Consider the following 14,309-nt stretch of genomic DNA (forward strand, 5'->3'; position numbering starts at 1 on the left):
GCGCTATCGGTAACCCTTGGCCTGCAAACCGAATAACTGCGCGTAACGCCCGCCGGCAGCGACCAGACTGTCATGATCGCCGCGTTCGAGGATCGAGCCCTGATTCAGCACGATGATGTGATCGGCGTTGCGCACACTGGAAAAACGATGGGAAATCAGCAGCGTCATGCGGCCTTCGGTGTGCTGACTGAAGTGCTCGAACACTGCGGCCTCGGCGGCCGGGTCCAGTGCCGAGGTGGGCTCATCGAGAATCAGGATATCGGCGTCCCGGCGCATGTACGCGCGCGACAACGCGACCTTCTGCCACTGCCCTCCCGACAATTCCTGGCCGCCTGCGAACCAGCGCCCCAGTTGCGTTGCATAGCCACGATCGAGACGTTCAATGAACGGCGCGGCCATGCCTTCGGCGGCAGCTTCCTGCCAGCGCTGTTCATCATGGAATGCCAACGTGTCACCCACGCCGATGTTTTCGCCGACGGTAAACTGGTAGCGGATGTAATCCTGGAAAATCACCCCGATGCGTCGGCGCAGCGCGTCTTCTTCCCATGCCTGCAAATCGCTGCCGTCCAGCAGAATGCGACCGTGATCGGGACGGTAAAGCCGCGTGAGCAATTTGATCAGCGTGGTTTTGCCTGAACCGTTCTCGCCCACCAGCGCCACACTGTGCCCCGGCACCAAATGCAGATCGATATTCTCCAGCGCGGCGCGACTCGCTCCCGGGTAGCGAAAACTCACTTGCTCGAAGCGCAAACCATCCCCCGGCAGCGTGCCCACCGTCAGCCGGCCGGTGTCGGCGATCACCGGTTCGGCGAGGTATTCATACAGGCTAGACAGGTACAGGCCGTCCTCATAAAGACCGCTGATTGCGGAGAGACTGTTGCTCACCGCGGTCTGCCCCTGCTTGAACAGCACCAGGTACATGGTCATCTGGCCGAGGGTGATACTGCCGTGAATGGTGTCGACCACCACCCAGGCATAGGCCAGATAAAACGCAGCGGTGCCCAGCAAACCCAGCACAAATCCCCAGCCATCGCGGCGCAAGGTCAGCTGCCGGTCTTCAGCGTACAGACGCGCAAACGTCTCGCGATAGCGTTGCAACAGCAACGGCGCGAAGCCGAACAGTTTCACCTCTTTGATATAGCCCTCATGGGAGAGCAGCGTCTCGATGTAATTCTGCTGGCGACTTTCCGGTGCGCGTCGAGTGAACAATCTGAAGGCATCGCCGGAGAAATGCGCCTCGGCAAAAAACACCGGCAACGCACCCACCACCAACAACACCAGCGCCCACGGCGAAAAATGCACCAGCAACACACCGAAGCTGATCAGCACGATGAGGTTCTGGATCAACCCGAGCGATTTCATCACCAATGCCAAGGGCCGGGTCGACGCCTCGCGCCGCACCCGCACCAATTTGTCGTAAAACTCGGAATTCTCGAATTGCACCAGCGAGAGCGTCTGGGCTTTCTCCAGAATCATCGTGTTGACCTTCTGCCCCAGCTGCACGCGCAACAGCGATTGCTGGACCGACAAGGCGCGCTGGGTGGCGGACAGCAACGCCAGCACCCCGGCTTCGAACAACACGTAACGCACCACCGGCCACAACGGCGCACTGCCCTGTTGCGTGTTCAATTGCATCGCGGCAACCACGGCATCGACGATACGCTGCCCCAGCCAGGCGGCCAGCGCCGGGAGAATGCCGGCGATCAGCGTCGCCACCACCAGCCCCAGAAACAATCCGCGGGAGGTGCCCCAAACCAGCAGCAAGGCACGCCGGCCCTGGTCGAGCAGCGAGGTAAAACGGTTCAAGGCAAGTGGCATGAGGCGCGGGACCCGGCTAGGCGTTAACTGCAATCCGCCATGTTACTTCAGCCTGAGACCGCTGCGGGGGCTGCTGCGGAAGCCGTGTTCTTTTTCGCGGGACAAACATCGACACCGATCAAACTGGCGCGCGGGACAAACTGGACGGCTTTGGAATCGGTCTTCCACAGTCGCACAAAGTAAGTACCGTCGGCCTCGGCAACCACGCGCAGCGGGCGACTGAACCCGGGTTTTTCGGGATCCGTGAGCGTATCGAGCCCTTTACTCTCGGGACCGAAATTCATGATTGTGCAATTGCGCGCTCCGGAGGCTGAGACCTGAAAGGCAAACCCGCCGAGTTTCGCACCGGTCGGTGGATAGAGGCCTAGCACGATGACCAGCACCGTGACGGCGGACGCTACCAGAGCCACCGGGTTCTGATGGCTGCGCATCCTCACCACGAACAGGGCGCCCAGCAGCTGGATGATCCAGACGATCAGCAATTCCACCAGCATCAACGGCACAAGCCACCAGAGGTTACTGACGTACTGACCTGCGATGTCGATTGCCACGATGGTGACATTGAGAATGACGCCGACCTGAACAAAAGCCGACATCACGCAGGCGAAACGAAAATCCGTCGACACCGGCCCTTCGATGCCGCTCGTCATCAGCCAGTAGTAAATGGCAACCGTCACGCCGGTCCCCCCGACCGCCGCGAGGCCCCAATACCAAGTGCCCGTGACTTGCGAGCCGATGACGCTGAGCGTTGCGCAAAAAATACCGAGGACCAACAGACTGGCGCCCCATCGTCCCAGCACTCGCAGATGTCGCGAACGACGTTCTACCGAGCGCGGGCCGAAACTGAAATCGTCACTCAGGCGCCGGCCGGAATCATCGAGTCGATGAAACAGAACGAAAATCGGCATCAGTACAAACGCAACCAGGATCGATATTACAAACACCAATATGGCGGACATGACCGGAAGCGCAGTGAGGACCGCTGACGAGGTGATGCTCAGCGGGATCTTTTCTTCCTGAATGTACTGGTAGAGATACACCCCAGCAGTCAGCAAAATCGCGATGCTCAACGGCCAGGCGCGTTCGTTGAGCCACTGCAAGCCAGCGCTCAATCGGGCATAAAAACCCGGGGCCGGTTCGCTCGATTGTGTTTCGATTCTTTCAAAGTCAGTCACGTCTTGGAACTCCATTTGATAAGTACAGCGTCCTTGTTACCAGCGGTGCTGCGTTTAACAGCGGCCGGGACTGTACAACTAAAATGCTTTAGAAACAGTTGGCTGACGTTTAATCAGTGATGACGTACAGGCGATCAGGTCAATCACCCCGATGTCGCTGGGCATATATTGCGCAAGTGAAACCATAAAACTTACCGTTGCAATATGAAAATCATCTAACCGAGAGTTGCCAATAGCCGCCTCTAGCGCTTTGCTGATTAATCCAATCACTGCAGCGTCGGAGGCGATCCACCCCCATGGCCTGCATCGTTACCGGGAGCCACCCCATGAAGATCAACCCCTACCTCATCTTCAACGGCGACTGCAAAGCCGCTTTCACTTTTTATGCGCAAGCCCTGCAGGGGCGAATCGACGTGATGATGACATTCGGTGAAAGCCCCGCCCGCGAGCATTTTCCGGCCGACCTGCACAACCTGATCATTCACACCTCACTGTCGGTGGACGATCAGGCCATCATGGGATCGGACACGACGCCCGACCGCCCTACAGATGACATGGCCGGTTGTTCGATTTCGCTCAACGTCGACAGCATTGCCGAGGCGGAGCGGGTATTTGCCGCGTTGTCGAAGGATGGCAGCGTGCAGATGCCACTGGAAGCAACGTTCTGGGCCGCACGTTTCGGGATGCTGGTTGACCGGTTTGGGGTGTCGTGGATGGTCAATTGCGAAAAGGATCAGAAACCCTGAACCTGTTGCAGCGGGACGCAGGCTGCGCCAGCTGCTACGAAGACCGGGCGTGCATGAGACCTTTAACAACCGAACGCAGGCTGCGCCAGCTGCTACGAAGGCCGGGCGTGCGTGGGATCTGTAGCAGCTGCCGAAGACTGCGTCCGGGTTCTCACTTGATCCGATAGTGGAACGTATTGCGCACCGCAGGCACCGCAACCACTTGCCCATCAACCACTTTGGGCTGATAACGAAAGGTATTGGCCGCGGCCAGCGAAGGACGCATGAACAGTGGGTGGCAGCCGTCGAGCACCTTCGGGTTTTCGACTTTGCCCTGAGCGTTGACGGTGTATTCCACGGTGCAATCGCCTTCAAGATTTTTGTCCAGGGCCCGTTGGGGGTAGTCCGGCGCTTCCTTGCTCAGCGGCAGATACTGCCGACTGCTGGCAGCGGTTTGTGCTGATTGCTGACGTGCGCGTTCAGCGGTCTGCCGCGCCTGCTCTGCCTGTTGCGCTTGCTGCGCCTGTTGCCGGGCCAGCCGTTGCTGGTCGGCTTGCGCTTCACGGGAACGTTGTTCCGATGCCTGACGCTGTTGCTCAGCATGCAGCTCGCGTTTTTTGTCCTCGACACGCTTGCGCGCCAACACCGCCTGCTCAAGCTTTTGCGCCTGAATCTGCGGATCGACAGCGGGTTTGACCGGGGCCGTAATCACCGGCTCGGGCGCAGGTGCGGGTGCCGGTTCCATCAGTGCAGGCGCAGGTTCGGGAATGACCGCAGCTGCAGGTGCCGGAGCAGGCGTCGGTGCCAGCATCACTAACTGCGTTCTCAACACGGCAGGCTGCGCGGCGGGCGGTGGCGCAACCGACCAGCCGTGCACCAGCAGCACCAGCACGATTGCGTGCAGCGCCACTGCCAGAGCGGCGGCCAGGCCGTTCTGCCAGAAGCCGCTGCGCAGGCGGCCCGACAATATCGCGGCCGGCCCGTGCATGATCATCGCGGTCATTGCGGCGCCTCGGTCACCAGCCCGAGGTCAGTCACCCCGCCCTGCTGCAGCGCTGCCATGGCCGCAACGACGCTGCCGTATCCGGCGTCCTTGTCGGCGCGAATGTAGACCTGCGTGTCTCGCCGCTGGGCAACCACTTGCGTCACTTTGGCGCGCATATCGTCCAGCGTCACGGCGCTGTCGGTGTGATGTTGCGTATCGAGTTCGCTGCCGAGGTTCCAGTAGTAACCCCCCTCGGACTTCACCGATAACGTGAGAATCTGCTGACGGCTGTCGGTGGCCAGCGCCTGACTGGCCACTTTCGGCAGTTCGATTTTCACGCCTTGGGTGAGCATCGGCGCGGTGACCATGAAAATCACCAGCAGAACCAACATCACATCGATGTACGGCACCACGTTCATCTCGGCTTTAGGCCCGTGCTTGCGCTGCGGTTTGACCAGCATGTCGATGCTCCTTAGGCGGCAGCCGCCAGGTTCAATGGCGCGCCGTGCAAGGTGCGATGCAGACGCACCTGAAGCTCATTGCCAAAGGCGTAATAGCGCGTCAGCAAAGTCTGGCTGCGCGACGAAAAGCGGTTGTAGGCGATGACCGCAGGAATCGCCGCAAACAGGCCGATGGCGGTGGCGATCAGTGCTTCGGCGATGCCCGGCGCCACGGTGGACAGCGTGGCCTGCTGCACCTGAGACAGCCCAAGGAAGGAGTTCATGATCCCCCATACGGTGCCGAACAGACCGATATAGGGGCTGACCGAGCCAACCGTGGCGAGAAACTGCAAACCCTTTTCCAGCTGCACTTCCTGCTCACTGATGGCCACGTACAAGGCGCGCTCGACACCTTGTTGCACCACGTCGGCGCTGTTGCCGGAACGCTGATGCAGATGGCTGAACTCATGCAATCCGGCATAAAAAATCGGCTCCACACCACCCACAATTTCAGCCGTTTCGCGGTACAGCGGTTGCAGGTCGGACGCACTGCGAAAACGCTGCACGAAGGCATTCATCTGCCGTTCCTGACGGTGCAACACGCGGCTGCGCTGGATGATCAGAAACCAGCTGAGCAGCGATGCCAGCAACAGGGTCAGCATGACGGCTTTGACCAGCAGACTGGCGTCACTGATCAAGCCCCAGATAGTCATGTGTTCAAGCGTGGCCTGCATGGTGTAACTCCTTGTCTGGCGCTTTCGGACCGGCGATGTGCGACGGCCCTTGAGCTATTCGATGAAAAACGGATGACAGGTTGATGACAGTTCTGGTCAAGGCAGCTGCAAGGCTTTGCTGACCTCGGCCCATGGCACGAACTTGAAGTTTTGCGTTTGCTCGGGCATGCGTTTGCGACCGTCCTGCACCACCAGCATGCCTTGGCTCCAGGGCCCACCGAGGTTCATCGAGGTGACTTCCAGGCCGTCCGTTTCCGAGGCGCCATCGATGCCGAGGTCGGCATTCAAACCGACCCGAAAGGCTCCGCGAGAGGCATACGGTGGCTCGGCATCCAGCAGCAGATAACTGTCGTTGCCCTGGCTGGAAATCACCAGGTAATCGCGCGTTGCGCTTTGATAAAGCGCCAGACCTTCCACATCGGCATGCAGTTGCGGCCCGACCTTGATCACGCTGGTCAACGTCGCCGGCTGATCAGCGCGGGCATCCACCGCCCACACGCCGACGTCTTCTTCGCCAATAAACAACCGTTGACGCTGATCATCGGCGACACACCCTTCGGGCTGACTGTCGACCTTGAACTGGCGCACCAGCTCGCCGCGCACTTTGCCGTCCTGCGCGTTCAGGCGGTATTGCAGGAAGGTGCCATCCTTGCCGTTAGCGATGGCGAAGAGTTCGCCGCTCGCCGGCTGGAACAGACAGATGCCGTAGATTTCCTTGAGCGGCGTGGCGATCTCGCCGGCCTCGCGCAGCTCGCCGCTCTGACGATCAATGCTGAACAGACTGAGGCTGTTGCGATCGCGATTGCTCGCCACGGCGAGGTCGACGTTGTGTTCGCCGAGTTTGAAATTGGGCCGCACATCCACGTTGTTCAAACGCCCGACCGGCAACTCCTGGAGCAACTTGCCTTGCAGATCGTAGGCCAGCAGTCCCTGTTTTTTATTGGTGCCCAACACCCGGCTCAGCGCCGGTTGCTGCGGGTGAATCCAGATCGCAGGGTCATCCGCCGCATCGCCCTGGCGACCGACGGGATCGCTCTGGGCCAGCGGCTTGACGCTCGACAGCACCGAGGCCAATGGCTGTGGTTTGGCCTGCCAGTCGATGTCGCCCTGATACAGACGCCCGTCGTCGTCATCGCGCAGCATGATCTGCACGCCTTTGGCAGTCGGCCGCACGGCGAGGTTGTCCGCTTCCTTGAGGCCGGGCAGTTGCAAAACCGTCTGCGACGACCAGCTTTCGCCATGCTGTTGATAGAGGTGCAACTGCGCGGCTTTCGGATCGAGCGCAACGATGCCACCCGGCACCAACGCCATGGCGCCCGCCGACTCTTTGATCGCGCCGAACGGTGCGCGCATGGCCACTGGAGTGCGCGTGACGTCGGCTTCAGGATGCGCCGGGTAGGCCCACCAGCCGACATTCTGTTCATTGACGATCAACTGATTGGCAGCGTCGTCGACCCGGCAATCGCTGGCCGACGGCGGCAATGGCAGCGCGCGAACGCGTTGCGGCTGCGGGTTCAGCGTCGAACCGTGGCCCACCAGCCATTGCTCCCCTTTGCCCTCCTCGCCCACCAGAAACACAAACAGGTTGCTGGCGTCGTCGCGGTACAGGCACACGCCGTTGACCGGGTAGTCCCGCGTCGGCAGGTAAACCGGCGTTCCCCAGCGGCGTCCGGCTGAATCGACGCTCACCAGCAGCGCCTGTTGCCGCGCGTTGTCGAGACTGGCCACAAGGGTGTGCTGGCCCGCAGCGCGGCTGTCGATCCCGCTGAAAGAGCCCGGCAGCCGCGCAAGCTCGCGGCCTTGCGCATCGAGCAGCAGCAAGCCGTCTCGCTCGCTGGCGGCGAGGCGTTCGCTGGCCGATTCAGCGGGCAGAAATGCGACGGCGTTGACCGTCAGGTTCGCCGCCCAAGGCGTGAGCGTCAGGCTCGGCGCGGCTGCCAGCGTCTGGCCGGCCACCAGGCAGATCACTGCGCCGAACCAGTGGCGCGCGGGTAGAAATGAAGTGCTCATCAACAGGCGAATCCTTGTCGTGAGGCCGCAGCCCCGGGAATATCAGAAGTGAGTGAAGGTCAGGCCGAGCTTGTAAGTCGGGCCGTATTCTTCGAATTGCCCGTTGTAGGAGCGGTGGCCGGTGTAAACGAAATACGACTCGTCAGTGAGGTTCTGCGCCTCGAAGCTGACTTGCAGGTTTTTGCTCAGCGAGTAACGCGCGCTGAAATCGACGAAGGTCTGCGCATCGACGTGCGAGTCGTGGGCCTTGTCGGTGATCGAGGCCAGCTCATAGAGGTAGTCGGATTTGTAATTGGCGGACAGACGCAGGCTCAGCTTGTCGTCTTCCCAACCGAGCATCAGGTTGCCGACCGTGTCGGACTGGTTGGGCAGATCGATGCTGCGTGTGCGGTTAACGCCACTGGCAGCGTCGAAGCCTTCGATCTCGGCGTCCGAGCGGCTGAAGGTGGTGTTGGCGCCGATCAGCACGCCATTCCACGGCGCCGGTAGCCAGTCGAATTTTTGCGAATACGCCAGTTCCAGGCCATACAGCTTGGCGCTGTCACCGTTGGCGAATGTGTGCGCCTCGGCGAAATCGGCCCAGGCGCCGGTGCCGGCGAGGTCGGTGTTGTAGACGAAGTTCTTGATGTCCTTGTAGAAGACGAATGCCGACACCGTGCCGGCGCGCCCCATGAAATGCTCGATGCCAAGGTCAAGGTTGCTCGACTCCAGCGGCTTGAGCTCGGGGTTGCCGAAGGTGGCTTCGTCATCGTCGATGACAAAACCTGGCGCCAGTTGGCCGAAGGTCGGGCGCACCACGGACTTGGTCCACGCGGCGCGGACCTGGGTGTTTTTGTCCAGCTGATAACGCGCATGCAGGCCCGGCAGCCAATGGTGATAACGGCGTTTGGTGTCGGTCGCCTGAAACTCGCCGTCGGTGGCGCCGGTGCCTTTGGCCTCGAACTCGGTGCCCTCGTAGCGCATACCGGCAATGAAACGCCAGTCGTCGATATCGACAGTGTTCATCAGGTAGCCGGCGTTGATGTCTTCGCTGATCTTGAAATCGTTGACCCGGGATTCGGTTTCGTCATAAAAATCCGCCCGATTCAGACCACCGAGCAGTTGCTTGATGGCGCTGCCGCTGATGCCCGGACCAAACTGACCGAGGCGATAATCGAGGCGGCCCTTCTGGAAACCCGACAGGTTGAGCTGGTCATCGCTGAAACCCAGGTCGTCGAAGTCTTCGTAGGCCCAGGCTTCGAGGTCGTTGTCCTTGTTGCGCCGGCTGACCTTGCCGCCGAATTTGACCTGGGAGGCATAACCGCTCAGGTCGTAGTCGCGGGCCAGGTCCAGGCGCAGGTTTTTGTCGGTGTCGGTGGTGTTCTGTTTTTCCCAGTCAACCTGGTCGAGGCTGAAATTGCTCGGGTTGTAAAATGCCTGACCTACGATCGGTCGCGGCTTGTCGTTGTCGTAAAAACCGCTGTCGGCAAAATCATCAATGCCGGTGAACGCAGCGTCGGCGATATGCCCCGGGCTGTCTTCGCTGGAACGGCTGTAGCCGGCCTGCCCGCTGAGCGTCCACAGACCAAACATGCGCTCGCCACCGAGTACGTAGGATTGAATCTCCTGAGTCTCTTCGCGTTGTTTGAGATTGCGAGAACCTTCAGCATCGCCCACCTCGCCGGCGGCTTGTGGATCGGCGAATTCGAAGCTGGCGGCGTTGCGCGTTTCGCTGTCCTTGTAGCGGCTGTAGAGCGTGCGCAGGTAATAGCTGCTGAGGTCATCGGGTTTGTAATCGAAGTTCAAACCGCCGCCGGCGCGTTCGCGGCTGATGTCGTAATCGCGCTGTTCGAATTCCTCCAGTCGCGCACCTTGCTCGAAGTCCCAGGCGCCGCCGGTTTCGACGTTGTCGGAGCCGAAATCGCGTTTCTGCCAGCTCAGCGCGGCGGCCACGCCGAAGTTGTCGATGCCGTCGCCAAGGCTGAAGCGGTTGCTCGCCGCGCCGGAAAATTTCGGGCTGGTCTGGTGGGTGTTTTTGTCGTAACTGGCCTCAGAGCTGCCGGTGTAGAACAGGCCCTTGTGATCGAATGCGGAGAGACTTTTGACGTCCACGGTGCCGCCCAGCGAGTTGGCGTCCATGTCGGGCGTCAGGGTTTTGATCACCGACAGCGACTGCACCAGTTCCGAGGGCAATACATCCAGTGCGACGGCGCGACGCTCGCTCTCCGGCGACGGCACCAGCGTGCCGTTGATGGTCACGCTGTTGAGGTCCGGTCCCAGCCCGCGAACGCTGACAAAACGCCCTTCGCCCTGATCGCGCTCGACGCTGACACCCGGCAGGCGCTGCACCGCTTCGGCGACGTTTTCATCCGGCAACTGGGCCATGCCATCCGCGTGCACCACGCTTTTGATGCTGTCGGAGCTGCGCTGCTCCTTGAGCGCCTGGTCGATGCTCGCCGCTTGCCCGACCACTTGGACATGCTCAGTGTTCGCAACGGCGTCGGCCGCGCTCAAACGCTCACTGACAATCGCCAGGGTCAATGCGGTGAGCGTGAACCTGACCACACCTGCGCTGCTGCTGCGCTTGTACATGAATGTCTCCCCCAGAAATCCGCCAACGCCAGGCAAGTGACCCGGCAACTGGGAGGGCAAGCTAGGGTTGGCGGATGACCGTTCTGTGACAGGCAATGGGCGCGAAGCCTTTAAAACAGGGTTTCGCGTAGGTTGAAGCGGGCAAATGAGCTGAAATGACCTGAGCTGGGCGCTGACTTTCTGGCGAGGGGATTTTTGTGGCGAGGGGGTTTACCCCCGTTGGAGTGCGAAGCACTCCCCTTCAAACCCGCGGCGCATCTGATGGCGGCCGCTACGCGACCGAACGGGGGTAAACCCCCTCGCCACAGTTTCACCAGGCAAAAAAAATTCGTTGCGCCGTGAGCTGATTCGACCTCCCTGCCCCGTCACCCCACTGTCACAAACATCTGCTGTGCTGACGCGCATCGCTCTACATCAAAGGATCCGCGGCCATGTTCTCAGTGCTTAAACCCCATCGTTGGAAACTCGCCGTGCTGTTGCTGGCGGCCAACGCGGGATTACTGTTGCACCTGGCCTGCGGCGAACTGAAAAGCGTCAGCGAATGGGTCTGGCTCGACATCATCGGCGAAGGCGGTTCTGCGCTGCTGGCCCTGGTATGGCTGGGCCTGGTGCTGAAAAGCCGCCCCGCCGGACGCGTCACCAATTACCTGGCGATGGGCCTGAGCGGAATCTTCTTTTCCTGGTGGATCGACAGCCTCGACGAATTCATCCGCCTGCCCGACAGCATCACCTGGGACCACTGGCTGGAATCCGGCCCCATGCCCGTGGGCATGATTTTGCTGACCATCGGCATTTATCACTGGCACCGCGAACAACTGGCGATCAGCGCGCAGATGGAAAAGCGCGAAAAACTTTTTCGCGAACATCGGCTGTTCGACAAAGTCACGCCGTTGGGCGGCGCCGATTATCTGAAACGTCAATTGATCACCAGCCTGGAGGACAGTCAGCGCCAGCAGCAGCCACTGTCCTTGCTCGTGGTGGACGTCGATAACTTCACCGCGATCAATCAGTCTTTCGGGCATGCCGAAGGCGACGCGGTGTTGCAAGCACTCAGTCATTTGCTGCTGCTCAACCTGCGGCGTCAGGATTTGCTCTGCCGACTGGCCGGCGACCGTTTTGTAGTGCTGCTGCCCAATACCGGTGAAACCCAGGCTCGCGTGCAGGCGCTGGAGCTGCAGCATGCGGTGCAGGGCCTGGCGCACAAAACCCGGCTACACGGCGAGCGTGTGCAGTTGTCCGCCAGTACGGCGGTGGTCATGGCGCTCAATGAGGCGCCGGACGCATTGCTCAAACGCCTCAACCTGGCGCTGGCCCGGGCCAAACAGCCGCTGGCCAGATCGGCCTGAGGCGCGCTCATGACCCTCAAAACGACGTGGTACGAAACCGACAGCCGTTTCATTCCCGGCCACTACCAACCGGCGACCCTGATCGATCTGGCGTTGTCCCGCGACATCGACAGTCATCGCCTGCTACGCGGCACCGGGCTGTTCCATGAAGACATCCTGGCCGGCCAGACACGCCTCAGCCCGCAGCAGTTTCTCGGGCTGATCAGCAACAGTCGGCACCTGCTGGATGCCGATGACAGCAGTTTCCTGTTCGGCCAGCGTTTGCTGCCGGGTCATTACGGCCCGGCCAGTCACGCCTTGCGCCATGCGCAGAATTTGCATCAGGCGCTCGACACGCTCGTGCGGCAACCGGCGCTGCTCAGTCCTTTGACAGCACCACGGCTGGTGCTCGATGAGAAACACGCCTACGTCTATTGGCTGGACAGTTGCGGCGCGACAGAACAATGGCGCTTTCTGCTGGAAGCGAGCATGACCTCGCTGATCGCCATGAGTCGCGCACTGAGCGGTCAGCGCCTGCCTTGGGAATGCAGTTTCAGCCACGCCGAGCCGCGCTATGTCGAACAGTATTGGGTGCACCTGGGTGAGCACACCCAGTTCCGGCGCCCGCTCGACTTTGTGCGAATCCCCCGGGAGTATCTGGCCGATACGTGGCCCGGCGCCTCGGCCACCGCCGGCCAGGTCGCGCGTCAGGAGGCAGAGTTGCAGATTGGGCAGCTGGGCTTTGAATCGAGCTTTATCGATTGCCTTTATCGTTACCTGCAAACCCACATTCGCCAGGCGCCGAGCCTCGAGCTGGCGGCGTCGGCCTTCTCCATGAGCCCCGCCACCCTCAAGCGAAAACTGCACAAACACGGAACCGGTTTCCAGCAGCAAGTGGATCTGGTGCGCAAACATGTGGCGTTGTACCTGTATCAGGTCAAGGGTTTCAGCAATGAACAGGTGGCGGACTATTTGAGGTTCACCGATGCAGCAAATTTCAGAAGGTCGTTCAAACGCTGGACCGGCAGTACGCCGAATTTGATTCGCCAGCTGTTCAGCCCGGGATGAGCGATCAGCCGGAAAAAAGTAAGCGCAAAGTGGCTTGAAATGCCGTTCGTCGCCCTATGGAACCCAGGCGGAATATGACCGGTCTGACTGGCTTAACGATTGCACAGGCCGTCCATAGCAGCCAGGGAACGTCGAAATTCTGACACGGCAGCTATTTTTATTAACGCATAACGACTCCAGCGAAAGCCTGGCAGTCACCGGGAGATGTAACGTGTCAACTCTTAGCGAAATCGCAGCGAACCACGCGAGAATGGCGAAAGCCCTGGCAGAGGAGTCGATTGAGGTATCCATGCGCAAGATCCAGATTGTGGGTAGCTTCGAAGTCAACACGCCCGATGAAGAGTCCCAAACGACGCTGCATTACATCGATATCCCGCAGGAAGAACATGCGCATTTGCTGGTTGCGAAAATGCCAGGGTCTGGCCAGGTAATCAGTCACCAGCAACAAGCAGTCTGACGGTATTCGAAAGTGGGTTGAGCGTGCGCCTCAGCCCACGCGCTTTTCAAAGTAGACGCGATCAAATCCGTCTTCCGATCGCCGTTCGACTTCGCAATAACCCAGGCGCGGATAGATTGAGAGGTTGTCGGTCATTTTTGCATTGGTATAGAGACGGACGCTGAACAGGCCCAGGTTGATCGCTTGGGTCTCGCAAAAGTTTATGAGTGACTTACCGATCCCCTTCCCGCGTCCCGCGTCAGTTACAGCGACGTTTTCCAGAAACATGTGCTTGGCCTGCGGGTAGAAAACGACGAAGCCTTGCAACGTTTCTTGCTCGCTGGCGGATACATAGACGTAACCGGCGGAAATTTGCGCGGCGAAATCCGCCAGCATGGGCGCCGGTTTTCGACCGATCACTTCGATGTATTGGGAATACGCCTGTATGGCGCAGGCTCGGACGGCGGCTTCGTCTTCGGGTCTGGCTGTACGAATATTGAGTTGTTCACACATGGCAAGTCCTGGCGGGTCGAAGTGGCCGAATAAGCCGGAATAACGCTGCGGGCCGGTCTGCAGTGACCCGTCCGTGCAATAAAAAGCCCGGCGTCATGGCCGGGCTTTTCATTGTAGATTGGTCTTCAGTTGGCTGGATGCTCTGGTGCAACTGAATCAGCAGCATCCACGTCCGCCATATCTTCTTCTAGCTCTGCGTCTTCATCAGCAGGCCGCTGCTTCTCGGCTTCATGGGTCTTGGCATCATGGCCCGTTTCGTTGTCGGTACCGACCGTTACATGCTGCTGGGACACATTGCCAGGGGCCTTCTCATCAATATCCATGCTGACTCTCCGATCTGATGCGCGGGACGTCCGTGCGTACACATGAGAGAGGATGGCTTATGGCGAGTGCCGTGGAATGGACGAACGGTGTACTGGAGCTTTTTATCAGCAGGATCCCGGCGGAATGCCTCCCTTGTTGAAATCCTTCAAACGCTCGCGCTCTTCCTCGGTGGAATGCGCCGGGGT

13 protein-coding genes are annotated in these 14,309 nt (G+C 60.1%); 4 read left to right on the plus strand and 9 right to left on the minus strand.

The features are described from left to right. Positions 1-3 precede the first annotated feature (3 nt). Both ACYZTS_RS22335 and ACYZTS_RS22340 read right to left on the minus strand, forming a co-directional pair. Entirely contained in the window at positions 4-1,818 is a 1,815-nt protein-coding gene (locus ACYZTS_RS22335; protein WP_461992122.1) for an ABC transporter ATP-binding protein, read from the minus strand. A 47-nt stretch (positions 1,819-1,865) separates the two neighbouring features. After that, positions 1,866-2,993: a hypothetical protein gene (locus ACYZTS_RS22340; RefSeq protein ID WP_461992124.1), complete on the minus strand. Its 1,128-nt coding sequence runs from the start codon at positions 2,991-2,993 to the stop codon at positions 1,866-1,868. A 326-nt stretch (positions 2,994-3,319) separates the two neighbouring features. Here ACYZTS_RS22340 and ACYZTS_RS22345 point away from each other — a divergent pair, with 326 nt between their 5' ends. Then, a complete protein-coding gene (locus ACYZTS_RS22345; RefSeq protein ID WP_461992126.1) occupies positions 3,320-3,739 on the plus strand; it encodes a VOC family protein in 420 nt (139 codons plus the stop codon). A gap of 151 nt (positions 3,740-3,890) precedes the next feature. Here ACYZTS_RS22345 and ACYZTS_RS22350 read toward each other — a convergent pair whose 3' ends face one another. The 5 genes from ACYZTS_RS22350 to ACYZTS_RS22370 all read right to left on the minus strand — a co-directional run bounded on the left by ACYZTS_RS22350 (position 3,891) and on the right by ACYZTS_RS22370 (position 10,458). Beyond that, positions 3,891-4,721, minus strand: a complete 831-nt coding sequence (locus tag ACYZTS_RS22350) for an energy transducer TonB (RefSeq protein WP_461992128.1) — start codon at positions 4,719-4,721, stop codon at positions 3,891-3,893. Further along, positions 4,718-5,164 (minus strand): protein TolR, encoded by a 447-nt coding sequence (gene tolR, locus ACYZTS_RS22355; protein ID WP_461992129.1) that lies wholly within the window; start codon positions 5,162-5,164, stop codon positions 4,718-4,720. The genes ACYZTS_RS22350 and tolR overlap by 4 nt, the downstream gene beginning before the upstream one ends. Positions 5,165-5,175: 11 nt before the next feature. Then, a complete protein-coding gene (gene tolQ / locus ACYZTS_RS22360; RefSeq protein WP_028624519.1) occupies positions 5,176-5,877 on the minus strand; it encodes a protein TolQ in 702 nt (233 codons plus the stop codon). A gap of 96 nt (positions 5,878-5,973) precedes the next feature. After that, positions 5,974-7,887, minus strand: a complete 1,914-nt coding sequence (locus ACYZTS_RS22365; RefSeq protein WP_461992132.1) for a phytase — start codon at positions 7,885-7,887, stop codon at positions 5,974-5,976. 42 nt (positions 7,888-7,929) lie between these two features. Beyond that, the gene (locus tag ACYZTS_RS22370) at positions 7,930-10,458 is read right to left on the minus strand and encodes a TonB-dependent receptor (protein ID WP_461992134.1); all 2,529 of its coding nucleotides are present in this window, start codon (positions 10,456-10,458) and stop codon (positions 7,930-7,932) included. A gap of 431 nt (positions 10,459-10,889) precedes the next feature. On the opposite strand from ACYZTS_RS22370, the gene ACYZTS_RS22375 reads away from it, so the two are divergent. The 3 genes from ACYZTS_RS22375 (at position 10,890) to ACYZTS_RS22385 (ending at position 13,308) form a co-directional block, all read left to right on the plus strand. Next, complete coding sequence (locus ACYZTS_RS22375) at positions 10,890-11,804, plus strand: GGDEF domain-containing protein (protein WP_461992136.1); 915 nt, start codon at positions 10,890-10,892, stop codon at positions 11,802-11,804. Between the two features lie 9 nt (positions 11,805-11,813). Beyond that, complete coding sequence (locus tag ACYZTS_RS22380; protein WP_461992138.1) at positions 11,814-12,851, plus strand: AraC family transcriptional regulator; 1,038 nt, start codon at positions 11,814-11,816, stop codon at positions 12,849-12,851. 211 nt (positions 12,852-13,062) lie between these two features. Then, the gene (locus ACYZTS_RS22385; RefSeq protein WP_081832512.1) at positions 13,063-13,308 is read left to right on the plus strand and encodes a hypothetical protein; all 246 of its coding nucleotides are present in this window, start codon (positions 13,063-13,065) and stop codon (positions 13,306-13,308) included. Positions 13,309-13,338: 30 nt separating this feature from the next. Here ACYZTS_RS22385 and ACYZTS_RS22390 read toward each other — a convergent pair whose 3' ends face one another. Continuing rightward, positions 13,339-13,800, minus strand: coding sequence for a GNAT family N-acetyltransferase (locus tag ACYZTS_RS22390; protein WP_028623076.1), 462 nt, complete (start codon positions 13,798-13,800; stop codon positions 13,339-13,341). A gap of 125 nt (positions 13,801-13,925) precedes the next feature. Next, the gene (locus tag ACYZTS_RS22395) at positions 13,926-14,123 is read right to left on the minus strand and encodes a hypothetical protein (protein ID WP_028623075.1); all 198 of its coding nucleotides are present in this window, start codon (positions 14,121-14,123) and stop codon (positions 13,926-13,928) included. Positions 14,124-14,309 lie beyond the last annotated feature (186 nt).

This window comes from Pseudomonas sp. TMB3-21, from assembly GCF_054898145.1.

Bases quoted from the DNA above. Each gene is read 5' to 3' on its own strand.
- ACYZTS_RS22395 (WP_028623075.1), bottom strand. From the start codon at position 14,123: ATGGATATTGATGAGAAGGCCCCTGGCAATGTGTCCCAGCAGCATGTA.
- ACYZTS_RS22350 (WP_461992128.1), bottom strand. From the start codon at position 4,721: ATGACCGCGATGATCATGCACGGGCCGGCCGCGATATTGTCGGGCCGC.
- tolQ (WP_028624519.1), bottom strand. From the start codon at position 5,877: ATGCAGGCCACGCTTGAACACATGACTATCTGGGGCTTGATCAGTGAC.
- ACYZTS_RS22370 (WP_461992134.1), bottom strand. From the start codon at position 10,458: ATGTACAAGCGCAGCAGCAGCGCAGGTGTGGTCAGGTTCACGCTCACC.
- ACYZTS_RS22345 (WP_461992126.1), top strand. From the start codon at position 3,320: ATGAAGATCAACCCCTACCTCATCTTCAACGGCGACTGCAAAGCCGCT.
- ACYZTS_RS22335 (WP_461992122.1), bottom strand. From the start codon at position 1,818: ATGCCACTTGCCTTGAACCGTTTTACCTCGCTGCTCGACCAGGGCCGG.
- ACYZTS_RS22390 (WP_028623076.1), bottom strand. From the start codon at position 13,800: ATGTGTGAACAACTCAATATTCGTACAGCCAGACCCGAAGACGAAGCC.
- ACYZTS_RS22380 (WP_461992138.1), top strand. From the start codon at position 11,814: ATGACCCTCAAAACGACGTGGTACGAAACCGACAGCCGTTTCATTCCC.
- ACYZTS_RS22375 (WP_461992136.1), top strand. From the start codon at position 10,890: ATGTTCTCAGTGCTTAAACCCCATCGTTGGAAACTCGCCGTGCTGTTG.
- ACYZTS_RS22365 (WP_461992132.1), bottom strand. From the start codon at position 7,887: ATGAGCACTTCATTTCTACCCGCGCGCCACTGGTTCGGCGCAGTGATC.
- tolR (WP_461992129.1), bottom strand. From the start codon at position 5,164: ATGCTGGTCAAACCGCAGCGCAAGCACGGGCCTAAAGCCGAGATGAAC.